The 24,049-nt window shown below is 45.0% G+C and carries 22 protein-coding genes and 1 riboswitch; of the genes, 18 read left to right on the forward strand and 4 right to left on the reverse strand.

Annotation, left to right across the window (positions count from 1 at the left end; all coding sequences use genetic code 11):
• The first annotated feature begins 59 nt into the window (after positions 1-59).
• From accD to pyk, 3 genes are all read left to right on the forward strand, one after another.
• Positions 60-953 carry an acetyl-CoA carboxylase, carboxyltransferase subunit beta gene (accD, locus tag MHI51_RS09810; RefSeq protein WP_076124903.1) on the forward strand — a complete coding sequence of 298 codons (894 nt, stop codon included), beginning with the start codon at positions 60-62 and terminating at the stop codon, positions 951-953.
• 1 nt (position 954) lies between these two features.
• Positions 955-1,956 carry an acetyl-CoA carboxylase carboxyltransferase subunit alpha gene (locus MHI51_RS09815; RefSeq protein ID WP_405173823.1) on the forward strand — a complete coding sequence of 334 codons (1,002 nt, stop codon included), beginning with the start codon at positions 955-957 and terminating at the stop codon, positions 1,954-1,956.
• 330 nt (positions 1,957-2,286) lie between these two features.
• Positions 2,287-3,705, forward strand: coding sequence for a pyruvate kinase (gene pyk, locus MHI51_RS09820; protein ID WP_038569666.1), 1,419 nt, complete (start codon positions 2,287-2,289; stop codon positions 3,703-3,705).
• A 186-nt stretch (positions 3,706-3,891) separates the two neighbouring features.
• Here the strand turns inward: pyk and MHI51_RS09825 are convergent, their stop codons facing one another.
• Positions 3,892-4,593, reverse strand: a complete 702-nt coding sequence (locus tag MHI51_RS09825) for a G1 family glutamic endopeptidase (RefSeq protein ID WP_076124905.1) — start codon at positions 4,591-4,593, stop codon at positions 3,892-3,894.
• 127 nt (positions 4,594-4,720) lie between these two features.
• Here MHI51_RS09825 and MHI51_RS09830 point away from each other — a divergent pair, with 127 nt between their 5' ends.
• Genes MHI51_RS09830 through MHI51_RS09840 form a run of 3 tightly spaced genes read left to right on the forward strand, consistent with a single transcriptional unit; the run spans position 4,721 to position 6,867 of the window.
• Entirely contained in the window at positions 4,721-5,905 is a 1,185-nt protein-coding gene (locus tag MHI51_RS09830) for an MFS transporter (protein ID WP_036678905.1), read from the forward strand.
• Positions 5,906-5,944: 39 nt separating this feature from the next.
• On the forward strand, positions 5,945-6,472 hold the full coding sequence (locus MHI51_RS09835) for a thioesterase family protein (protein WP_038569667.1): 528 nt from the start codon (positions 5,945-5,947) through the stop codon (positions 6,470-6,472).
• Complete coding sequence (locus MHI51_RS09840) at positions 6,469-6,867, forward strand: FxsA family protein (RefSeq protein WP_076124906.1); 399 nt, start codon at positions 6,469-6,471, stop codon at positions 6,865-6,867. Before MHI51_RS09835 ends, MHI51_RS09840 begins: the two co-directional genes overlap by 4 nt.
• Positions 6,868-6,955: 88 nt before the next feature.
• On the opposite strand, the gene ytvI is transcribed toward MHI51_RS09840, so the two are convergent.
• A complete protein-coding gene (ytvI, locus tag MHI51_RS09845) occupies positions 6,956-8,071 on the reverse strand; it encodes a sporulation integral membrane protein YtvI (RefSeq protein WP_076124908.1) in 1,116 nt (371 codons plus the stop codon).
• Positions 8,072-8,468: 397 nt separating this feature from the next.
• On the opposite strand from ytvI, the gene citZ reads away from it, so the two are divergent.
• The 5 genes from citZ (at position 8,469) to MHI51_RS09870 (ending at position 13,928) form a co-directional block, all read left to right on the forward strand.
• Positions 8,469-9,581, forward strand: a complete 1,113-nt coding sequence (gene citZ / locus MHI51_RS09850; protein ID WP_036678915.1) for a citrate synthase — start codon at positions 8,469-8,471, stop codon at positions 9,579-9,581.
• A 147-nt stretch (positions 9,582-9,728) separates the two neighbouring features.
• Entirely contained in the window at positions 9,729-11,024 is a 1,296-nt protein-coding gene (icd, locus tag MHI51_RS09855; RefSeq protein ID WP_036678918.1) for an NADP-dependent isocitrate dehydrogenase, read from the forward strand.
• An 80-nt stretch (positions 11,025-11,104) separates the two neighbouring features.
• The gene (gene mdh, locus MHI51_RS09860; RefSeq protein ID WP_076100099.1) at positions 11,105-12,046 is read left to right on the forward strand and encodes a malate dehydrogenase; all 942 of its coding nucleotides are present in this window, start codon (positions 11,105-11,107) and stop codon (positions 12,044-12,046) included.
• A 127-nt stretch (positions 12,047-12,173) separates the two neighbouring features.
• Complete coding sequence (locus MHI51_RS09865) at positions 12,174-12,602, forward strand: hypothetical protein (protein WP_036678923.1); 429 nt, start codon at positions 12,174-12,176, stop codon at positions 12,600-12,602.
• 186 nt (positions 12,603-12,788) lie between these two features.
• The gene (locus tag MHI51_RS09870) at positions 12,789-13,928 is read left to right on the forward strand and encodes an S-layer homology domain-containing protein (protein ID WP_405173824.1); all 1,140 of its coding nucleotides are present in this window, start codon (positions 12,789-12,791) and stop codon (positions 13,926-13,928) included.
• A gap of 286 nt (positions 13,929-14,214) precedes the next feature.
• Here the strand turns inward: MHI51_RS09870 and MHI51_RS09875 are convergent, their stop codons facing one another.
• A complete protein-coding gene (locus tag MHI51_RS09875; RefSeq protein ID WP_405173825.1) occupies positions 14,215-15,156 on the reverse strand; it encodes a helix-turn-helix domain-containing protein in 942 nt (313 codons plus the stop codon).
• 194 nt (positions 15,157-15,350) lie between these two features.
• On the opposite strand from MHI51_RS09875, the gene MHI51_RS09880 reads away from it, so the two are divergent.
• The 6 genes from MHI51_RS09880 (at position 15,351) to thiH (ending at position 21,693) form a co-directional block, all read left to right on the forward strand.
• Positions 15,351-17,462: a GDSL-type esterase/lipase family protein gene (locus tag MHI51_RS09880; protein WP_405173826.1), complete on the forward strand. Its 2,112-nt coding sequence runs from the start codon at positions 15,351-15,353 to the stop codon at positions 17,460-17,462.
• A gap of 237 nt (positions 17,463-17,699) precedes the next feature.
• Entirely contained in the window at positions 17,700-18,572 is an 873-nt protein-coding gene (locus MHI51_RS09885) for an SDR family oxidoreductase (protein ID WP_038569678.1), read from the forward strand.
• Between the two features lie 86 nt (positions 18,573-18,658).
• A riboswitch (TPP riboswitch) is annotated at positions 18,659-18,760 on the forward strand.
• A gap of 112 nt (positions 18,761-18,872) precedes the next feature.
• Complete coding sequence (locus MHI51_RS09890) at positions 18,873-19,478, forward strand: thiamine phosphate synthase (protein ID WP_081398307.1); 606 nt, start codon at positions 18,873-18,875, stop codon at positions 19,476-19,478.
• A gap of 38 nt (positions 19,479-19,516) precedes the next feature.
• On the forward strand, positions 19,517-19,720 hold the full coding sequence (gene thiS, locus MHI51_RS09895; RefSeq protein WP_038569682.1) for a sulfur carrier protein ThiS: 204 nt from the start codon (positions 19,517-19,519) through the stop codon (positions 19,718-19,720).
• A gap of 55 nt (positions 19,721-19,775) precedes the next feature.
• Positions 19,776-20,543 carry a thiazole synthase gene (locus MHI51_RS09900; protein WP_405173827.1) on the forward strand — a complete coding sequence of 256 codons (768 nt, stop codon included), beginning with the start codon at positions 19,776-19,778 and terminating at the stop codon, positions 20,541-20,543.
• A 34-nt stretch (positions 20,544-20,577) separates the two neighbouring features.
• Positions 20,578-21,693, forward strand: coding sequence for a 2-iminoacetate synthase ThiH (gene thiH / locus MHI51_RS09905; protein WP_405173828.1), 1,116 nt, complete (start codon positions 20,578-20,580; stop codon positions 21,691-21,693).
• Between the two features lie 82 nt (positions 21,694-21,775).
• Here thiH and yfbR read toward each other — a convergent pair whose 3' ends face one another.
• Positions 21,776-22,381, reverse strand: a complete 606-nt coding sequence (gene yfbR, locus MHI51_RS09910; protein ID WP_139330047.1) for a 5'-deoxynucleotidase — start codon at positions 22,379-22,381, stop codon at positions 21,776-21,778.
• A gap of 102 nt (positions 22,382-22,483) precedes the next feature.
• Between yfbR and MHI51_RS09915 the strand changes: the two genes are divergently transcribed.
• Complete coding sequence (locus MHI51_RS09915) at positions 22,484-24,043, forward strand: fumarate hydratase (RefSeq protein WP_076125145.1); 1,560 nt, start codon at positions 22,484-22,486, stop codon at positions 24,041-24,043.
• Positions 24,044-24,049: the final 6 nt, after the last annotated feature.

Here is a 24,049-nt window from a genome sequence, read left to right on the forward strand (position 1 = left end):
CAAAAGTCATGACAGCGGCAAGCTGCATAACGCAAATAAACGGCTGAAGAGGTGCGGGTGTGTTCAAAGATTTATTTCAGAAGAAACGGAAGTACGCGACTATTCCTTCAGAACGTCTGGAGCGGAGCGGCGGGCCTGCGGAAGGCGAACGCCCCAAACGTGAAATCCCTGAAGGATTAATGAGCAAATGTAATAAATGCGGAACGATCCAGTATAGTAAGGAATTAGAGAAGAACCTAAAGGTATGTCCTAATTGTGGTCACCACTTGCGCCTAAATGCTGTGGAGCGTATTGCAATGACATTAGACCCTGAGGGCTTTATTGAGTTTGACAGTGAAATGTATTCTATCGACCCGCTGAAATTTCCGGGTTACGCTTCCAAAGTGGAGCAACAGCAGCTGAAATCTGGACAAACTGAAGCCGTAATTACGGGTCAGGGCTCCATTGGTGGCCATCCAGTCATCGTAGCTGTGATGAATTTTGAATTTTTCTCAGGCAGTATGGGCTCTGTAGTAGGGGAGAAGATCACCCGTGCGATAGAAGAGGCCACAGAGCAACAGCTTCCACTCCTTATTTTCTCTACTTCTGGTGGAGCGAGAATGCAGGAGAGTATTCTTAGTCTAATGCAAATGGCGAAGACCAGCGCTGCGCTGGCTCGTTTTAACGAGGTTGGAGGTCTTTACATCTCGATTATTACGGATCCTACTACCGGTGGAGTATCTGCGAGTTTTGCCAGCCTTGGTGATATAATTATTGCAGAGCCTGGAGCGGTATTTGGTTTCGCAGGACGTATAGTCATTGAGCAGACCATTCGCCAGAAGCTTCCGGATGATTTCCAGACCGCTGAATTTAATCTTCAGCATGGGTTGCTTGATATGGTCGTGCACCGCAAAGAAATGCGCGCTACATTGACTAAAATTTTGGAGCTGCATGACGTGAAAGGGGGATTTTAGGTTGGCAGGAGAGTTGCCTTTTGAAATGCCTCTGGTAGAAATGCGCAAGAAGATTGCTGAACTGAAGCAGTTTGGCGAAGAGAAGGGTATTGATTTTACGGACGAGGTAGCTAGGCTGGAAGAACGATACCGTGTGCTCGAGGAAGAGATATATTCTAATATTTCTCCTTCGCAAAAAATGCATTTGGCTAGACATCAAGGACGTCCGACTTCCCTTGATCTTATGGGGCAGATCTTCACAGATTTTATTGAGCTCCACGGTGATCGGATGTTTGGGGATGATCTTGCTATTGTAGGCGGCATCGGTAAACTAAATGGGTTGCCGGTTACAGTTATTGGCCAGCAGCGCGGTAAAGACACCAAAGAAAATATTTTACGATTCTTCGGCAGTGCACACCCTGAGGGCTTCCGTAAAGCGCTGCGTCTGATGCAGCAAGCGGACAAGTTCAAACGTCCCATTATTACCTTCGTGGATACGAAAGGTGCATACCCAGGCAACACAGCCGAGGAAAGAGGTCAATCCGAAGCGATTGCCCGCAATTTACGCGAGATGTCTCAGTTTGGTGTCCCTGTAATCTGTGTGGTCATCGGTGAAGGCGGAAGCGGTGGCGCCCTGGCATTGGCGGTTGGAAATAGAGTGCTCATGCTGGAACATGCCATTTATTCGGCGATATCTCCTAACGGAGCGGCCTCTATTCTGTGGAAGGATGCTTCGAAGGCTGATCAAGCGGCAGAAGCCATGAAGATAACGGCTGCTGATCTGCTTGAGATGGAAGTTATAGAAGAGATCGTACCAGAGCCTAAAGGCGGCGCTCATCGGGATTACGAAGCAACGGCAGCGGCGATTAAGGATGCATTATGGCGGCATCTGCAGGAGCTAACCCAGATGAACTCAGTGGAATTGAAGGATGATCGATACCGTAAATTCCGTAAAATTGGTGAGTTTGCAGAGGCTCAGCAGGAACAAATTCTTATTGAAGAAGAAGTGAAGTCAGAAGTGTAAAAGTGCAAAATCATTTGCACTTTAAGACATATAGCTATACTTAGTGGGTCTTTTGGATATAGTGTAAAATATACAATTTATTGGAATTAAAATAATCTCGATCCACTAACGGGATTATTTTAATTTTTTTTATGTTTACAGAAAATTCGACTTAAAGTTACACCCAAAAGTGCCTACAACATTGATTTTGTGTCTGGTTTGCAGTAATATTCATAAGGGCGTACTTAAAGGCACATGTGACAAAGTTCCTATTTTATTAGTTAGCCTTGTAGTAGATTTTGTAGTTGGAAAAAGTGAGACAGAGAGAACGAAAAAACGGAGGAAAACCTAATGCGGAAAAGTAAAATTGTATGTACGATCGGACCTGCGAGTGAATCGTTGGAGAATATCAAAAAATTGATTTTGGCTGGTATGAATGTGGCCCGTCTGAATTTCTCCCACGGCGATTTCGAAGAGCACGGTGCTCGGATCAATACGATCCGTCAAGCATCTAAGGAACTGAACAAAACAGTTGCTATCCTGCTCGATACTAAAGGACCGGAGATTCGCACAGGCAAGCTGGAAGTAGAACCGATTGAACTTGTTCAGGACGAGTACCTGACACTGACTACGGAAGAGATCCTTGGTAATCAAGATCGTATTTCCATCACGTACAGCGAACTTCCTAACGATGTTCAAGTAGGATCCACAATCCTTATTGATGACGGTCTGATTGGTTTGACAGTTGTCGACATTCAAGGTACAGAAATCAAGACCCGTATTGTAAACGGTGGTACGATTAAGAGCAAGAAAGGCGTTAACGTACCAGGAGTAAACATCTCCTTGCCGGGTATTACGGAAAAAGACACCAACGATATTCTTTTTGGTATCGAACAGGACATCGATTTTATCGCCGCTTCCTTCGTTCGCAAAGCTAGCGACGTTCAGGAAATTCGTGAGCTGCTTGAGAAAAACAACGCTTCTCACATCCAAATCATTTCCAAAATCGAAAACCAACAAGGTGTTGACAACCTTGATGAAATTTTAGAAGCTTCTGACGGCCTGATGGTTGCTCGTGGTGACCTTGGTGTTGAAATCCCAGCTGAAGATGTACCTTTGGCTCAAAAATTGATGATTCAAAAATGTAACGTTGCTGGTAAACCAGTAATCACAGCTACACAAATGTTGGATTCCATGCAACGCAACCCACGTCCTACTCGCGCTGAAGCAAGTGACGTAGCAAACGCTATTTTAGATGGTACAGATGCAATCATGCTTTCCGGAGAAACTGCTGCTGGTAAATATCCAGTAGAATCCGTACTTACAATGTCCCGCATTGCTGAGAAAGCGGAATCCGCTCTGAACCACCATGAAATCTTCATGAAACAACAAACTGCACAAGAAACTACAGTTACAGAAGCAATCAGCCAATCCGTTGCAATTTCTGCTTTGGATCTGAACGCTAAGGCTATCATTTCTTCGACTGTAACAGGTCATACTGCACGCGTTGTTTCCAAATACCGTCCTAAAGCACCAATCATTGCCGTTACAACACAAGAAAGAACTATGCGTCAATTGTCCCTCGTTTGGGGCGTAACGCCAGTGTTCGGACAAGTTGCATCTTCCACAGATGAGCTGCTGGAAACAGCAATCAAAGGTGGTAAGGATTCCGGTCTGGTTCAAACTGGTGACCTAGTTGTGATTACTGCAGGAATTCCACTTGGACGTTCTGGTTCCACTAACTTGGTAAAAGTAAGCACAATCGAGTAGTTCTCGATTGGCTTCACCTGTTTAGCAGGTTCCATAAAGCTTAATTAAAGGGTTGTCTCAACTGTAGTGAAAATCTACAAGCGAGGCAGCCCTTTTTTTCGTGTTTATCAACATATTCGATTGAAGATTATGTTAAATCCATTTATGCTGTTAGTAACAAATCTTGAATGATAGGTTCGAGTATTTTTATTTGGGGTATGTTCGTTTGACAGTAAAAGAATCCCCACGATGGTTTGGACAAGAAGGAACGGCGATAGTAGCGTTATTTTGCACCATGATTCCTCCCATATTGAGAGTGAGCCTCGGACTTTTGCCATTAATTCGACAGCAATAGAAGCAAGTAGGGGAGACACGCGCCAGCTTTGCAATTGAGCCGTCTACCTCGGGAGCTTCCATAATCCATTCACCAGAGGTTTGTGGTCCGGTATATCGCTGTAATGTTCGAAAAATCCAATTTCGGCTCAAATTGCGGAGCGTAATCGTCCATTTGTTGCGGCCTACCTTCGTGATGTTCGCTTTTATATGGTCTCCAGGGCTCACTGGAAGGGGAATTACCGTTTCGACATCAGGAAGGATTTCCCACCAAGCGTAATAACGGGCACGGCCATTTACGAATTCATGGCCTGTACCCGTTTGGATCAGGCTGCTGTTCTTGAAACCGTCAATACCAATCCAAGCAGAGGAATAGGAAGGTTTAGAGGTTGGTTTTACATATGGAACGATCCATTCACCGGCAATGCGGTTAAAAGCCCCCTTTTTTCCAGTGATCGTATATCCGCTCCAGTTTGTTGAAGACCAGCCGAAGCCGGAGCTTTGAAATTTGTTCGAATTAGATTTGTCTTTTAGACATGGATGATTGACCCGATTAGAATTTTGCTTATCATTCAACTTGTCCACCGCCTTTATAGTACTGCTATATTAAATGCGGTGATTACATAGGAAGTACGGGTGTTCTGCTAAAATATAAGAGAGTGCAATGCTTGATTAAGAAGCTGGAGAGGATTTGTAGCTTAAAATGGAAAAATTATCGAAGCTGCGTGGCTTTTATCTGTTTTTAGGATTGGCCGGCGGTTCATTTGGCTCATATCTAACGCTGCTGCTTGTCCACAATGGACTTGATAGCGGGCAGATAGGTATACTAATGGCAACAGGCACGCTAATTGCGATCACGATTCAGCCAATATGGGGAATTGTCTCGGATCGGTATAATCAGACGCGTTTGGTACTAATCCTAAGTGTGGCGATACCGGCTTTATTAGCCGTCTTTTACCGTTCGGAATATTTTATAGTGTTACTGCTGGTGTATACCCTCTCTACAATCTTTTCCTCGACACAGGCGCCTATAGCCGATTCTTACGCGATTTCAGCGGCGAAGAGGGCTGGGGCTACTTATGGCAGTATAAGGCTTATGATGAGCATTGGAGCGGCTGTGGGAGCCTATTTAGGCGGATTGTATGTATCGTCCTTCTCTGTATCCACGATATGGCTGCCCTTTCTTATGTTTAATCTGATTGCGGTTCTTATTGCATTGACGCTGCCGAAGCAGGCAGAAGAGAATCATATGATGCGGCAATCGTTTTCTCAGGGGGTTAAAAAGCTGCTGGGGAATCGGGTGTTCCTAGCGTTTTTGGGTGGCAGTTTTCTTGTGAACCAGACGATGACTGCTTTTGGAACCTACTTCGTCATTGCGTTTCAGTCGGTTGGAGGTTCAACTCGTTATGCAGGAATTGCGCTTTTCCTCGCATCTGTAACGAACGTGCCCTCCATGCTGTTTGCTTCCAAGGTAATCAAAAAGCTGGGGCGCGAGCGGACGCTGCTCCTTGGCGCACTTATTTATGTCTTGCGGTGGGGTATTCAGGTGGCTTTCCCTTATCCATCCGTAATGATTGGAGTGCAGGTACTGCATGGTCTGTCATTCGGGTTCTTTTATATTGCTGCAGTTGAATATGTATCTCAGATCACCTCTAACGAGATGCAGGCGACTGGGCAAAGTGTTTTTAATATGGTGTTCTCGGGTTTTGCCGGTGTTGTTGGCAATTTATTAAATGGATTCTTGCTCAATCAAGGCGGCGTAGAAGTGATGAACCTGTCTTGTATGTTGAGTTCAATTGCAGGAGCGATGCTGTTATTTTATGTCGCCAGAAGCTCCCGAAGCAAACTATCGACGACAAAGCTATCTTCAGACGGGGCCCGGGCCTAAAGCTCTCCCTGCTGCCTATGCCGAAAGGAGTATTTATAAATGGAATTACAGCAAGACGGCTTGCGAAGCCGGTGGTATGAGTCTACCCTGCGTGTTCGATACCAGGAAAGTGATCAGATGGGCGTAGTGTATCATGCGAATTATTTGAACTGGTTTGAGTCTGGCCGTACGGAGTTGTTACGTCAGCTTGGCTTTACTTATCGTGAGCTTGAGAATCAGGGAGTGCTGCTGCCTGTTACCTCAGCCGATTTGCAATTTAAAAGTCCGGCGCGATATGATGATCTTATCTCCGTGTATGCGCGAATGACTACCTTTTCGGCGTTAAGAGTCGCATTTGAGTATCAGGTGCGGAGGCTCTCGGAAGCAGAAGGTAGGAATTTAGAGGGTTCAGCGGCTACTTTGGGACAATTGCGCTCGATGGACCTCCCCGGGGAACTGCTGGTTACCGGCTCGACAAATCATGTTTGGGTGAATCGAGAATGGAAGCCTGCCAGGCTGGATAGAGCCCTTCCGGAGCTGTTTCACGCGATTAAAGGAGCGCTGCGGGAAGAAAGGGGTTCTGTATGATTAGAAGCAAATGGTTGTGGGCTGCATTATTTATCATTCCTGCCGTGGAATTATTCGGCTTTATCTTTGTAGCAGATCAACTTGGAGCATTCAAAACGCTGCTGCTTATGTTGACGACCTCGGTTATCGGACTATTGATGATGCGTTTCGAAGGGAATAAAGTGCTGCAAGACAGCAGAACACATATGCAGGAGGGACGCGTTCCTGGCCGGACGATGCTGGATGGCCTATGCATTTTTTTCGGTGGCTTACTGCTGATCTTACCTGGCTTCATAACGGATATTGTAGGTTTCTCCTTGGTGTTTCCGTTGACTCGGCCTTTGTATCGTATATTTTTGCTGAAGTGGATTGAGAAAAAGATGAAAAACGGCACCTTCACCTTTTACCGCCGCTAGTCATCATCAAAACAAAAACAGAGCGGGCCCCTGTCATTGATAGGAGCCGCTCTGTTTTGCTATTCCAAGAATTGTAGGGTATTGTTTATTATCTTAGTCTTCCGCTGACAATATAGCTGTGTAATGCGTGAAATACACCTGCTCGGTTAAAGGCTACAAGAATAACTAGAATAACGGGACCGATGATCAGCCCAAGCATACCGAACAGCTGCAAACCTGCAAACATACCGACCAGCATAGCAAGGGGATCAAGCCCAATGCTGCTGGCGAGCACTTTCGGCTCAAGCACTTGGCGGGTTACAAGGATAACGGCATATAGGATAGTAAGTCCGATCCCCAGTGCCAGATTGTCTGTCATGTAAGAGTATAACGCCCAAGGAATCATTACGATTCCAACCCCTAAATAAGGCAACAGATCCACAAAACCAATCATTAAGCCAATAGCGAAAGCAGATTTTACACCCAAGAGCAGCAACCCGATCACGACAATGACCGCTGTAATGGAGATCAGGATTAGCTGAGCCCGGAGATAGCCGAAGAGAGCTTTTCGCAGATCCCGCCAGATACCCGATACCGGCTTTAAGAATGGGGCTGGCAGCCAGCCTGTGAGTTTGGCATTATGTCTTTCCCAGCTAGTACTAATAAAAAAGGCAGCGAGAACGACCACGATAAGAATTGTACCCATACTGGGTAGAGCGGAGATCAGCTTTAAGATCACATTAAAAAATCCGGTCACCACTTGCGTAACTGCGTAACCAACGGTTTCCGTTGTTCTGCTGATATTGCTGTCAATGGTGGCGTGATAGTCAGGATTGTCGCGGTAGAACTGATTTATCTGGTTAATGATATTCTGTATGCTTGCATTCTGGCTCAAGGACAGCAGAAGCTCTCTCCATTGGTCCGTATGAAGATTAAAGGTCTGCAGCAGCACGATCAATTCTTTCACTAGCCTAGTAATCATCGCGGTCAGTACTAGTGCGGTTCCGCCTATGTAAAATAGCAGCGAGAGCGACACCGCCAGCCACGCTGGGAGCTTAAGGCCTTTAAGAATCAACACTAGTGGATGCATGATATAAGCGAGCAACCAAGCGAGCAGGAGGGGGTATAACAGCGGAAGCAATAAATAGATTGCCAGCAGGAGGATAGAGGTAGCCAGAACGACCCACAGGCCGCGCAGCAGTCTTTTTAATGCTAATCGGTCCATACGAAGATCTACACCTCCTTCATTCCTGCGGATGCAGGGGAATAAAAGCTCGTCTTCATATATATTCATAGAACCTATTTAAAGACTAGGAAACAGGATAAATATTGGGCTGAACCGGATGCTATAAACTAAAATCTCAACTGTGAATCAAGGGTTTAGAAGTTTTTTTCTATCTCTGTGATAAAATCATTTGATGCGCTGCAAAGCTTCCACATTGTTCACATAACCGACAAAATCCAGTATGATGAATAAAGATTCGATTACGAAAGTCAGACAACATCCTCGCCGGATATGTCCTTGAACTGCACTCCTTAGATTTTTCAATGCTTTAAATTGTAAATGTTTACATGAAACCGAGAATGCTTTTTATACCTTGTTGGCAAAGGAGAGATATGCTATGACAGCTACCAAAGGCTTGGAAGGTATCGTTGCAACAACTTCATCCATTAGCTCTATTGTGGATGGGGTACTCACTTACCGTGGTTATGATATTGATGATCTCGCAGAAAATGCTACCTTCGAAGAAACAGCTTATTTATTGTGGTTTGGCAGTCTACCAACAACACCAGAGCTGGAAGCGCTCAAACGGGATTTCAGTGCTTTCGCACGGATTCCTGAGCCAGTCATCGAGCAAATGAAGCTCTATCCAAAAGACACCAACACCATGGCAGCATTGCGGACTGCTGTATCAAGCCTTGCTCTCTATGATGAAGCGGCTGACGATATGAGTAGAGAAGCTAACGAGATTAAAGCAGTAAAACTACAGGCACAGCTCCCGACGGTTGTGGCGGCCCTATCGCGTATTCGCAAAGGTCTGGAACCTGTGGCTCCTAAAGAAGGCGTCTCGATTGCCGAGAACTTCCTGTATATGTTATGGGGAAAAGAGCCTGACAGTGTATCTGTTAAAGCGCTTGATACCGCACTTGTGCTTCATGCGGACCATGAGCTGAATGCTTCAACTTTTGCAGGCAGAGTTACGGTTGCAACCTTGTCCGATATTTATTCCGGCGTGACCTCCGCTATCGGCGCACTAAAGGGTCCACTTCACGGTGGGGCGAATGAAGCCGTTATGAAGATGCTTGAAGAGATCGGAAGTTTGGAAGCGGTTGAACCTTATATTCGTAAGAAGCTGGATAACCGCGAGAAGATCATGGGCTTCGGCCATAGAGTATACAAAAATGGTGATCCACGTGCTAAACACCTGATGAAAATGTCACTTGAACTTGGCACAATGAAAAATGATACTACGCTGTATGATATGTCCGTAAATATCGAGGAATTGATTACCGGACAAAAGGGACTTAAACCGAATGTTGATTTCTATTCGGCATCAGTTTATACACAGCTGGGTATTGAACGTGAGCTGTTCACTCCTATCTTTGCAATTAGCCGGACTTCAGGCTGGACTGCACATATTCTGGAGCAATATACAGATAACCGTATTATCCGGCCACGTGCAGAATACACAGGTATGATTGAACAGAAATACGTTCCAGTAGACGAAAGATAGAAGGGCAGCCTTGCGGGCTGCTCCTAAAGTTTAGTAGAATGAACCCTAGAATATATGCAATAATGCATATTCATACGTAGAGAGTTTTGTTCGAGGCTTGTCCATGAGAAATTAAATCCCACAAAACTTTAGGAGGAATACACTCAAATGTTGAAACTAGAAAAATTCGATCTGCCAACAGAAGGCGAACAAATCACAATTAAAGATGGTAAACTGCAGGTTCCTAATCATCCAATCATTCCTTTTATCGAGGGTGACGGCACAGGCCGTGATATTTGGAAGGCTTCCAAACGTGTACTTGATGCAGCAGTAACTAAAGCTTATGGCGGCACAAAGCAAATCGCTTGGTACGAAGTTTTTGCTGGCGAAAAAGCCTTCAATACATATGGCGAATGGCTGCCAAATGATACTTTGGAGGCAATCCGTGAATATTTTGTAGCTATTAAAGGTCCACTTACGACTCCAATCGGAGGCGGTATTCGTTCATTGAACGTAGCTTTGCGTCAAGAGTTGGATTTGTACGTATGTCTGCGTCCAGTTCGTTATTTCGAAGGGGTTCCTTCTCCTGTTAAACGTCCTGAGCTGGTGGATATGGTTATTTTCCGTGAGAATACAGAGGATATTTATGCAGGGATTGAATATCAAGAAGGTTCTGCTGAAGTGAAGAAAGTCATCGAATTCCTGCAAAAAGAGATGGGAGTTAACAAAATCCGTTTCCCTGAAACTTCTGGTATTGGTATCAAACCAGTATCCTCCGAAGGTTCGAAACGTTTAGTACGCGCTGCTATTGAATATGCGATCAAACACGGACGCAAGAGCGTAACGCTTGTGCACAAAGGAAACATCATGAAGTTCACTGAAGGTGCCTTCAAAAACTGGGGTTATGAAGTTGCTGAGCAAGAGTTCGGAGATAAGGTCTTCACTTGGAATCAATACGATGTGATTAAAGAACGTGAAGGTGAAGCTGCTGCCAATGCTGCTCAGAAGGATGCTGAAGCTGCGGGCAAAATTATCATCAAGGATGCCATTGCGGATATCGCATTGCAACAAGTTCTGACTCGTCCGACTGATTTTGATGTTATTGCTACCTTGAACCTGAACGGGGATTACCTGTCTGACGCGCTTGCTGCGCAAATCGGCGGTATCGGTATCGCTCCTGGAGCGAACATTAACTATATTTCTGGACATGCGATTTTTGAAGCCACTCATGGCACCGCACCTAAATATGCAGACAAAGATGTTGTGAACCCTGGTTCCGTGATTCTGTCCGGCGTAATGTTGCTGGAGCATCTGGGTTGGCAGGAAGCAGCAGATCTGATTTATAAAGGTATGGAAACAGCTATTAATAACAAAACCGTGACTTATGACTTTGCCCGCCTGATGGAAGGCGCAACTGAACTGAAATGCTCTGCATTTGCCGACGAGATTATTAATCACCTCTAAGATAGGCTGGCTCAACCAACTGAATATATTGAAGTTTAGCTAATACAAGCTATACCGACACCGTTCTAGGAGGAGAATCCTTGGCAATCAAACGTTATAAAATTACAGTTGTAGGTGCCGGTTTTACTGGGGCTACTACAGCTCTTATGCTTGCTCAAAAGGAGCTTGGTGACGTTGTGCTGCTTGATATCCCACAAATGGAGAACACAACCAAGGGGAAGGCACTAGATATGCTGGAAGCAGGTCCTGTACAGAAATTTGACAGTCAAATTACAGGAACCTCAAGCTATGAAGATGCTGCGGATTCAGATATTGTAATCATCACTGCAGGGATTGCCCGTAAACCTGGAATGAGTCGCGATGATCTCGTGAACACCAATGCAGGTATTGTGAAGTCGGTATGCGAGAACATAAAACGCGTAGCACCAGATTCCATCGTAATCATTCTGAGTAATCCAGTTGACGCTATGACCTATGCGGCATTTAATGCGCTGGGTTTTCCGAAGAGTCGCGTAATTGGACAATCCGGAGTGCTGGATACAGCCCGTTATAACACGTTTATTGCACAAGAGCTGAAGGTATCTGTTGAAGATGTACGTGGTTTCGTATTAGGCGGACACGGCGATGATATGGTACCGCTCGTAAGGTATTCCAGTGTCGGCGGCATTCCAATTGATACATTGATATCTGCAGAGCGTATTGATGAGATTGTGCAACGTACACGTGTAGGTGGCGGAGAGATTGTTAACCTCTTAGGAAATGGTAGTGCTTATTATGCACCAGCGGCTTCTTTAGTTCAGATGGCGGAAGCTATCTTGAAGGACAAAAAACGGATCATTCCGGTTATCGCTTTGCTCGAAGGAGAATATGGCTACGATAACCTGTTCATGGGTGTTCCGGCGTTACTTGGTGCCAATGGTATTGAGAAAATTTTTGAACTCGAGCTTACAGCTGAGGAAAAAGCGGCTTTAGATAAGTCTGCTGAATCCGTGCGTAGCGTAACAGCTGTGCTAACTGTATAGATTGTGACAGAGGTATGAAGAAACCCCCATTTTGTTCACTTAAAATGGGGGTTTCCTTTTCTTCTCAAGCAATAATGGGTATAATTAAATGTAACTATTATCACAGTTAAATCGGAGGAGATATGTTATGGATTGGAACGTGTTGTTTTTCTTACATATGATCGGAACCTTGGCACTTGGCTTCTACCTTGTGCTACCCTTCATCCTAGGACGTGCAGAGAAACTGTCGTCTGGGGCTAAAGAAGGAACGTTAAGTGCAGTAACCGGATTTAATCGTTTTGCGCAGTATGGATTGGTGATCCAACTCCTTACAGGCGGTTATATGATGACCAAAGGTGATTATTCAGTAGCGTGGATGATTATTGTTGTTGTGTTATTGCTAGCGATGTTTGCACTTGGCGGTATTATGAGCAAGCCTTTGCGTCTTGCAGCAGCTGGAATTCGTGAGAACCGCGACGTTAGCGCAGAGACTGGCAAATTGCGCACACTTAGTGCACTGCTTACGGTGTCATTGCTACTAATGGTATTCTTCATGGTGTTTAACGATATAGTTTAATCTATAGCGAATTATACCCGCCTCCGTAATGGAGAGCGGGTTTTTCGTATGTTAATAAAACCTAATTATTTAAAAAATCTCTAATTATATATTTTCAATTATGTAGTGATAGAGTAATATAAATGTGTTTGGATGGATTTTACAATTATTTTATTATCTGAGAGATTGCGGGGAGTTTGAATGGATGTGTATTTAAGAAAGATTGTGAGTGTAAATCTGGGATTCAGTCTGCTATTCAGTTTGTTAAGCTTGGCATCCGCAGCTACTGGCAACTCGGTCAAAGACTATGAGAGCCACTGGGCGCAGAAGCAGATCGAGAGCTGGTTAGATAAGGGATGGTTAAAGGGTTTCGCAGACGGATCAGTAAAGCCTGACCAAGGCATCACGAGGGCTGAATTTGTCACACTTATAAATCGCTCTTTCGATATTAGGGGGAGTATGCCGGTGAGATTTACTGATGTGCCTACTACGGGTTGGATTTATGAAGAGTTTGCCAAGGCTGCCTCAGCAGGTTACATAAAAGGATATGGAGATAAAGTTCGCCCAAATGATCCGCTTACCCGCCAGGAGGCTGCTGTAATTATCAGTGATCTTCTAAAATTAGAAGATGCTTCAGATCTCTCGGCACTCAATAAGTTCAAAGATCGCGATCAGATAGCAGCATGGAGTGCGAGTAAGGTAGGGGCAATGATTAATAGTGGAATTATGAAAGGTTACCCGAGTGGTAATTTTGCTCCACTACAAGCGATCACCCGTGCTGAGGTGGTAACTATAATAGAGCCATTAACTACCAAGCTGGGTGGTGCAATGGAGATCAATGAGGCTGGGGTTTTTGGTGGCGAAGACCCTACTGCACCGGCTTTTGATGAAGGCGTTACAGTGAATACATATGGGGTTACGCTTAAGAATTTCCTTGTACTCGGAGATTTGCGTATAAATGAAGGCGTTGGTGAAGGTGATGTTTCCTTAGAAAACGTAACTGTAAAAGGAAAAGTTATCGTTAAGGGTGGCGGCGCTAATTCAATTCATTTTAAAGATTCTATTTTGGGGGAAGTTGTTGTTCAGAAAAAAGGCGGAAAAGTAAGTCTTGTAGCTGAAGGAACAACTCAAATTAAAACAGTAACCGTACAATCTGGCGCATTCATTCAACTGGGACAAGGGACTTCTGTGGCTAAACTTATTTTGGATGCAGTCACAAAGGTAACTGGGCAAGGTCAAATCTTAGCTGCAACAGTGAACCAAGGAGGTAAAGGCTCCTCTTTTGAGAAAAAGCCCGATCTCGTAGAAGGTGTTGGGTTACTATCAGGGACAAGCCATTTTAACTGATCAACAGAGGTAGATACATTCGCTTTCAAAATAAATAAGCTTTCGACAGTGGGGCAGTTAACTTTGGATAATGAACCTGCAGTAAACTGAGCGTGTGATTGGTATATGAAACTAACCGAAGATCAATAGAAAGTGCTTTCTGGAGAACTGGTGAATAAGATTATAGAACTTAAGGCGAAGCTGCTTCAACTGAAGTGAAATTAATTCCAAACTAATAAACTATCTGAACTGCACCCCAATTGTTAGACAAGAACTTACAATTGGAGTGCAGTTTTTTATGACCAAATTAGTCTTTCCTGATAGGATTCGTATAAGATTTCGGCCGGTAATTTAACGGAGAAACACCCGTCCATCGTTTGAATTGTCGGCTGAAGTGGCTCTGGGAAGCAAACCCGAGTTGTTCAGAAATCCTCTGTATTTTTAAATCGGTATGAAGCAGCAAATGTTTTGACTTCTTTAATCTTAGGTTAGTTATGTACTGCCTAGGAGATATCTTATATATCTTTGTAAACAACTTATGGCACTGCACCCGACTTAAGCAAAGCTGCTCAGCAATCAAATTAACCGTGAGCTCCGGCAAATGAATATTGGCTGCAATATATTTTTCGATCTGATGAGCAGTTTCCACCTCGTACAAAGAGTTTGCTTTGCGCGCTGTGTTGGAATTCTCCGAATTCGAGAGCTGTACATCAATGAGTTCAGTCAAAATCATCAGGATGATCGCTTGCAAACGAAGCCTTTCTTTTACAAGAATCATTTCTTCAATTTCCTCGGGAAATCCAGTGGAGGCCGTCGTGGCGAGAATATTGTTCTTAATAAATTCATCCAAATGTTCCAGTTGGTGATTTAATCCCGAATGCTGCATTTGCTGGTTATTCCATTTCTGTACAGCTTGAGACTGAAACCAATCACGAAACTTTAAATCGTCAATATCGAAATGAAAGGAGAAGTAGATATAGTTGCTTAGGCCAGAATTAACTACATAATGACGTAAGCCAGGCGGAATAATTAACCAATCTCCTTTACCAAAGGCAATGGAACTTCCTTCTACATATTGATGGGAGTTGCCGTCGTAGCAATACAATAGTTCGAAGATTTTGTGATGATGATCAGGGTATGCCCACCCAGGTTCTGCTACACGATAATGAACACCGATCAGCTGCAGTGTACTTATAATGTTCGGAAAGCTGACTTTGTAAGCGATAGGAGTTCTCCTCCTTAGGATCAATAGGGATATTCTTAATTATATCAAGGATACCTATACATATGACCATTTTGCAGTGTGAGCCGTTGATCATTCCATGGTTTTCGTTACAAAAGGTCAAAAAAAAGAATGAAATCATCATTTGAATCACTTCAGAGAACAGGGATAATGGAGGGACCTAGGGAAGTATTTCGAGAAACGGAAGGAAGTGTAATGAAGTGAGAAAGCTGTGTAGGAATATACTAATCTTATCTTCTTTACTTATGGCTTCATTGACTCTTACTCACGGTAAAACAGAGGCATCCCTATTAAAAGATGGGGCAGAGAGGCAACCTCCAACCCAAATTGCAAGCGTATACAAGTTTAATTTTACAAACCAAGTTAAAACAGGATATCAATCCGTTAGGTATGATCCTAATCGCGGTGCACAATTGTATGACTCATCTTTAGGTTATGGTTTTGTTCAAGAGACCAACGCTTTACCCGCCAGAGAAGTGCACACCGACTCAATTACATCCGATGGAACAGGTTTTTTCATCACAGAACCTTTTTTTTTTGCTGAACCTAAATCTGAGAAAGATAATTATAACAACTACGGAATGGCGTTTCGAATGGATGCTCCCCCTGGAACCTACAACGTATATGTAAAAACGACTTCTGACGCAGAGGATGGGATCGTGTCAGTATCAGGAATGCAGACCAGCCGCTTGTTGAAAAGTGGACATTGGGACGCTGCAAAGCTTGTACCTGTCAAGCATACGGCTGTAGCCAAAGGGAAAGAGTGGACTTATACGTATGTAAACGGCCGTGATCATATAGATATTGAGATCGAACCGAACAAAGTGAACACAGCTGTGGGGATTGAGGAGATCATACTGGAACCGATTTTGCCACAGCATAGAGCAGTTGGTGCTCTTCCGAATTTATTTATACTTGGAGATTCCACGGTCAAGTCCTACACCTTCGACGAAGCACCAATGAGTGGTTGGGGCCAGATTATTGGCAGTATGTTTAATCAACATAAATTGAGTGTAACTAACTATTCCATGGGAGGACGCTCGTTTAAAAATGCCTATACAGAAGGACGACTGAACGACATTTTACTGAATGGCAGCATTGGAGATTATGTGTTTATTCAATTCGGACACAATGATGAGAGCGCAGATGAGTTCAGACGTTACGGCAGAGGTTCGACAGAAGCAATGTATGAAAATTATCTTAAAGAAGTTTATCTCCCTGCGATTCAAGCCCGGGGCATGATACCAGTACTGGTAACCCCAATGTCCAGAATTAAAGGGAATGCAAGTCCGGGATATATCTATGAAAATTCTTTTAAATCAAGAAAGTTTGTAGATATTCTTAAACGGGTCGCAGATGAATCTGGAGTTACACTTATTGACCTTAACTCGGAAAGTCTGAAATATTATAACGAGATCGGTGTAGAAGCAATAACAGCCCTCTTCATGTCTATTGAAGCCGGAGAAACGCCAGGCAAAACAAATGACGGAAGTTACGCTAACGGGCATCCTTCAAAGAAAGTCGATGGGACTCATTTTAAAGAAGCGCTCTCCAAACAATTTTCGCGGATGATTGTTACGGAGCTTGTAGAGAAAGGTGCTACTGGCGATTCTACTGCTGCCTCCATTACTCCTTACCTTAAAGGGAACGTTAAGCATGCGGCACTAACAGGGAACTGGGGTAAGATTTTTCCGGAAATAACGAATGATACGACGACCGGGGAAGCTGCATATTACCGTAATCAAATTGAGAAATTAATCCAGATGGGAGTAATGGGCAAAGACCGTCAAGGGAATTTTAATCCGGATACGGAGATGACAGTTGCTGAATTCACACGCAGTATTTCTAAGTTAATGAAAGTGGAAAGATCAGATTTTGCCTATTATCCGAAAGGTAAGCTGTCACGTGAAACGATGGGTGCTATACTCTATGACGTTTACCAAATAAAGTTTGCTAATAAACCTAAGTACATGACTGATTATAACGGCACAGCAGTAGTGCCAGGAGCTCCTGGCTATGATTCGAATCTGGAGCCAGGAGCTAGAGGTGCGATGTACTATCCTCTTGTATCCTGGACGCAGCTTGTTGATACAGGGGACATTTCTCCTTATTTAATTTCAAAAGTGAAAAGTGCATATGAATTAGGACTCATTAGATCTGAAGTGGGGATTACCAGAGGCGAAATGGTCAATGGGACAGAACTAGAACCTAAAGCAATAGTGACCCGGGAGAAAGCGGCCAAAGCTCTTTACTTTATGTGGGTGCTGGAACATGAAGTGAATGCAGAAAATCATGTTTCTTCTCTAAAATAGTCAGGGTGAACAATTCAAGGCACAGCAGCGATGCTGTGTCTATTTGTATGCAGTGAATTCCTCTCCACTTACAGCAGTGTATCTCTCGCGGTTGTTTATTTCTACTTTCATTGTGGTAAGTAAGATTCGTAAAGCGATTTAAGAAAATGACAAACCCAGCGTATAAACGTGCATAGTTGTGCCATCCTAAGACGATCAGTTAACTATCAATTTGCTTAACGAGAGGAGATAGGGAAGATGTCAGGCAACAATAAACAAGCTACAAAAACCTTACCCCCACAGGAGCAGCATCATCAGCCAGGGATTGAGAGTGAAATGACGCCGCTGCCCAAATACGAGCCGGCAAATTATAAAGCAGCAGGTAAACTGCAAGACAAGGCGGCGTTAATTACCGGTGGAGACAGCGGAATTGGGCGTGCAGTTGCTGTGCTTTTTGCTAAAGAAGGCGCTGATGTGGTCATTTCATATCTTAATGAACACTCAGATGCAGAGGAAACTAAACGTCAGGTCGAGCAGGAAGGCCGCAAATGTATCCTAATTCCAGGTGATATCGGTGACGAGAAATTCTGTAAGGATCTTATTAAACAGACGGTGGAGGGCTTAGGAAAGCTTGATATTCTCATCAATAACGCGGCAGAGCAACATCCGCAAGCTAAGATCGAGGATATTACTTCCGAGCAGCTTGAGCGTACTTTCCGTACGAATATATTTGCGATGTTCTATTTAACAAAAGCAGCTATGCCTCATTTAAAAGCAGGATCTACAATTATAAATACAACTTCAATTACCGCTTATCGCGGAAGCCCGCAGCTGCTGGACTATTCATCAACTAAAGGAGCTATTCTTAGCTTCACACGATCCTTGTCCACGAATCTGGCAGAGAAGGGCATACGGGTAAACGGTGTTGCACCAGGTCCAATCTGGACACCGCTGATTCCCTCTACCTTTGATGCAAAACAGGTTAGCGAGTTTGGAGGTACACAGCCTATGAAACGGCCTGGACAACCAGAAGAGCTGGCACCAGCCTATGTATATCTGGCCTCTGACGATTCCAGTTATGTGACTGGACAGGTTATTCATGTAAATGGTGGCGAGGTAGTAAACGGTTAGATTAGAACAGCTAATGTGAATAAATGGGTGTATTTCAATAAAAAAATATGTTACTATAACCACGTTAGCATTTTAAAATTGTATATTTATGTCACTAGGGGTGCCGATTGGCTGAGACGGAATGGATTTCCGGACCCTTTGAACCTGATCTGGTTAAGACCAGCGTAGGGAAGTGGAGAACGAATTTCTGTTATCGGGCTATTTGTAGTACCGTCTATATACAGATTCTGACTGCCTTCCTTACGGGGGCAGTTTTTTTGTTTTTTACTGACCTACAGGGAAGTGAGAGAGGAGATCGTGATGTTGCAAGCTGAGATCCATCTAATATCAGACGGCAAGCTACAGCTGAGACATTTTGTTGAACTAGCTGTCACGGTGCAGACATGGGTCGATTATATTCACCTGAGAGATAAGCAATGTCCTGCATGCGAACTGCTCGCTGCGGCACAGCAGCTGTTGGCTGCCGGTATGCCCGCTACCAAACTGATAATCAACGACCGGACCGATGTAGCCTTGGCAGCTGGTGCCGCGGGGGTTCAGTTGGCTTGGCACAGTCTGAGTCCGGTTACAGCCCGGCGAATTGCACCTCAGCTTCGGCTGGGGAGATCGGTTCATTCTCCGGAAGAAGCGGCGAATGCCTCAGAGCAGGGAGCTGATTATTGCTTGTTTGGTCATGTATTTCCCTCGGATAGCAAGTTAGGGCTGCCCGCACGTGGGTTAGAGCTGCTTGCAGAAACGGTGAAGACCAGCTCTATTCCTGTAATTGCGATTGGCGGAATTAGCCCCGCTAATGCGGCGCAGATCATCAGGAAAGGTGCGGCAGGAGTTGCTGTGATGTCCGGTATTTGTGGAGCGGATGATCCTTATGAGGCCGCCAAAGCTATTCATAAGGCGGTTCATTCATAGCCTGAAGGTAACAGCATGGGCGAAGGGGGTGATTCAGAATGAAGCTGTTGATTAACGGGAAATCCGCAGAGTGTTCTGGTGGTATTCAAACTATAGCTGATTTGATCAGTCTTCCTGAGTGGTCGGGTCGTCTGATGATCATTGAGCTGAATGGAGAAATTGTCAGTAAGGAGAATTATGAAAGTACTGCTCTGAGCGAGGATGATCGTTTGGAACTGGTGCACTTTGTTGGTGGGGGTTGAGATGGAGCGGTATAGAATTTTGAGAAATTTATACGAACCAAAGGGAGGTAATTTCATGCATGACCCGTTACATATTGGCGGCATCGAATTAACCAGTAGATTATTTATCGGAACCGGAAAATATAGCCGGAATACGCTGATCCCCGAAGTGATCGCAAGCTCTGGTTCTCAGGTGATTACTGTAGCGCTGCGCCGAGTGGACCCGCAAGGTGGAGCAGAAAATATCATGAACCACATTCCCGGCCACATGATTCTTCTGCCTAATACCTCAGGAGCGCGTACAGCGGAAGAGGCAGTCCGTATTGCAAGATTAGCAAGAGCTGCGGGACTGGGGAACTGGGTCAAGATCGAAGTGATCAATGATCAGAAATACCTGCTTCCAGATAATCTGGAGACCATACGAGCTACAGAGATTTTAGCAGCGGAGGGTTTTGTAGTACTGCCTTATATGAGTCCGGACCTTTCGGCTGCTTTACGTCTGAGAGATGCCGGTGCTGCTGCTGTGATGCCGCTTGGTGCGCCGATCGGAACGAATCGCGGCCTGCGCACCAAGGAGCTTGTGCGTATTCTTATTGAAGAAGTGAATTTGCCGATTATTGTAGACGCCGGGATTGGCAAGCCCTCGGAAGCGGCGGAAGCAATGGAGATGGGGGCCGCTGCTGTTCTGCTTAATACGGCTATTGCAACGGCACGTAATCCGCTCGTCATGGCGGAAGCGTTCCGTGAGGCGATATCCGCTGGCCGTAAAGCTTATTTGGCAGGACTGGGTCCTGTAGAAGAAGTTGCTTTTGCTTCGTCACCGTTGACTGGATTTTTGAACTGAATTTGATAGGTCACGAAAAGGAGGGAGGATTAGCATGAACTTTTTTGACACACTGGCCCGCTTGGAGCAGTATCCTTATGAGCAACTGTGGAAGGAGTTCCGGGAGGATGACGTTAGGCGGGCGCTTGGAAAAGACAAGCTGAACGAAAATGATTTGCTGGCATTGCTCTCTCCGGCAGCAACGCCGCTGCTAGAGGAGATGGCGTTGGCTGCACAGCGACTGACCCGTGCACATTTTGGTTATTCGATGCAGCTGTTCACACCGATGTATCTTGCGGATTTTTGTGTGAATCATTGTACCTACTGCAGCTTCAGCTCCATTTATGATTTTCCGCGCAAAAAGCTGTCCTTGGAGGAGGTTCGCAGGGAGGCTGAGAAGATTGCAGCTACAGGTCTGCGGCATATCCTCATTTTGACTGGTGAATCGCGCCGGGAGAATCCTGTCTCATATATTAAGGATTGCGTAGATGTACTCAGGGAATTTTTTTCCTCTGTCAGTATTGAGATAAATCCTCTATCAACTGCAGAATATAAAGAGCTTCTTCAAGCAGGGGTGGATGGATTAACACTATACCAAGAGGTGTACCACCAGGAGACTTACAGAAAGCTGCATGTTAAAGGGCCTAAAAGAAACTACCGGAATCGCCTGGATGCACCTGAACGCGGCTGTCAGGCAGGTTTTCGTTCTGTGAATATTGGTACGTTGCTCGGGATGTATGATTGGCGGCAAGAGGCATTCCAAAGTGCCATGCATGCCCGCTATTTGCAGGATCGGTATCCAGATTGCGAGATCAGTCTGTCACCTCCACGGTTTCGGCCTTACTTAGGGGAATTTAACCCGGAGTGTGATGTTACCGACCGATCGCTAGTGCAGATTATTTTGGCATACCGGTTATTTTTACCCCGTTCGGGCATTACTTTATCTACACGAGAGCCTGCCTCTCTACGCGATCATTTAATTCATCTAGGAATAACAAAGATGTCAGCCGGGGTCACTACTGAGGTGGGCGGTCACACTAATGCAGGGGGAACTCCGCAATTCGAAATATCCGATAGCCGTAGTGTGCAGGAGATTACGAAAATGCTATATACGAAGGGTTTGCAGCCCATTTTTAAAGACTGGGATATCCTGACCGAATCAACAACGTAACGCTTGTATTATCAATTATTAATCACTAATGGACCCCTGCGAGATTCATGCGGAGGTCCATTTTTTATTGTATAGAGGGTGTTTAGTTTCCGGCAGAGAGCTCATCGAGAGACATTTCGAAACTCGGTGCCATATGAGTCAGAAAATAATCCACTTCCTGCAGGTCAAGCCCACGAAGTTTTGCTGCTGTCTGCTCCTTCGCGGCGGCAAATTCTCGGTTTCCTGCAGCAACTTCCCATACGCATTTCAAATAAGCATCCAGCCGATCAGCGGCTTTCACATAGCTGTGCAGCAGAATGTCTTCCGAATCGGGAGGGCTGTCTTCCGGTCGTATAAGCTGAGTGTAGATGCTTTTCAGCTCTGATGGAATCATTCCAGTTAAGCGATCAGCCGCAACTTTCTCCATTTCCCGGAAGCTGGTGAGCAAGCGAGGATTGTTGTATTTTACCGGCGTGGCGATGTCACCTGTGAACACTTCGCTGGCATCATGGAACAGAGCTAGGGTTGCTGCTCGTTCTGCGTTTAGTGAACGTCCAAAATGAACATTACCGATGGAACAGAGCATATGTGTGAGCAATGCAACATGAAAAGAATGCTCAGCGACGTTCTCCGGTGCGGTGCTGCGCATCAAGCTCCAGCGCTGAATATACTGAAGACGATATAGATAGGCAGAAAAATGGTAGCTCAATTTTAAAGTAACCCCTTTCATGCGGTGCTAGGTATGATATTATTATACTAATTGTATCAAACTTTAGATAACCTGGAACTGCCGAGAGGAGCTTGAATGAAGATGCAGCATTTTGAAGACAGTATTTATAACCTTATCGTAGAAACTTCCACGAATTTGCCGGGAGATGTACGCCGGGCAGTTGCAAAAGGTCGCGCGCTGGAAGACAGGGCTACCCGGTCCGGTCTTGCTTTAACCACGATTGCGCAAAATATCGGAATGGCTGAGCAGCAAGTGTCTCCGATCTGTCAGGATACGGGAATGCCTACATTTATCATTCACACCCCTGTGGGAATCAATCAGATTGAGATGAAAAAAGATATTCATAATGCCATTGTACGAGCGACCAAGAATGGTAAACTTCGTCCCAATTCTGTAGATTCATTAACAGGTGAGAATAGCGGAGATAACTTGGGTGCAGGCACACCAGTCATTCATTTCGAACAATGGGAAGAGGATAAAATAGACGTTAGACTTATTCTGAAGGGTGGAGGCTGCGAGAATAAAAATATTCAATACAGTCTCCCGGCAGAATTAGAAGGACTCGGCAAAGCGGGCCGGGATCTGGACGGAATCCGTAAATGTATTTTACACGCGGTATATCAGGCGCAGGGACAAGGCTGCAGTGCCGGTTTTATTGGCGTGGGTATCGGCGGTGACCGTACGACTGGCTACGAGCTGGCTAAGAAGCAGCTGTTCCGCAAAGTGGAGGATGTTAATCCAATAGAAGACCTTAGTAAGCTGGAAGACTATATTATGGAGAATGCTAACAAGCTTGGAATTGGCACGATGGGCTTTGGTGGTGAAGTATCGCTGCTGGGCTGTAAGGTTGGCGTAATGAATCGTCTGCCAGCTAGCTTTTTCGTATCCGTTGCTTATAACTGTTGGGCCTTCCGCCGCCAAGGGGTGCTGGTTGATCCATCCACAGGCAATATAGAGGATTGGTTGTATGAGAGTGGTACAGGGATATCTGTAGATGATGAAGGGGCACATGAATCTGAAGCAGTAATTGCTGAGGGAGCTAACAGCCCAGCCTCTGAATCGCGGGAAGTACGTCTTACAACGCCGATAAGTGAAGAGGATATCCGTAGTCTGCGTGTTGGAGACGTGGTTATTTTATCCGGTGAAATGCATACAGGCCGTGATGCTTTGCACAAATATTTAATGGATCATGAGTCTCCGGTAGATCTGGAAGGGGCTGTGATTTATCATTGTGGTCCTGTGATGATGAAAGATGAGGAAGGCTGGCATGTAAAAGCTGCGGGCCCAACTACGAGCATTCGTGAAGAGCCTTATCAAGGCGATATTATCAAAAAATTTGGAATCCGTGCAGTCATCGGAAAAGGTGGTATGGGTCCAAAAACGTTAAAAGCGTTACAGGAGCACGGCGGGGTATACCTCAATGCGATTGGTGGAGCCGCCCAGTATTATGCAGAGTGCATTAAGAAGGTCAACGCTGTTGATTTTATGGAATTTGGTATTCCTGAGGCGATGTGGCATCTCGATGTGGAGGGTTTTGCAGCGATTGTGACGATGGATGCTCACGGCAACAGTCTGCATGCGGATGTGGAAAAAGATTCTGCAGCTAAATTGACTCAATTCAAGGAGCCAGTGTTTAAATAAATGGGG

Source organism: Paenibacillus sp. FSL H8-0260, from assembly GCF_045040625.1.
GTDB classification, from domain to species: domain Bacteria; phylum Bacillota; class Bacilli; order Paenibacillales; family Paenibacillaceae; genus Paenibacillus_AQ; species Paenibacillus_AQ odorifer.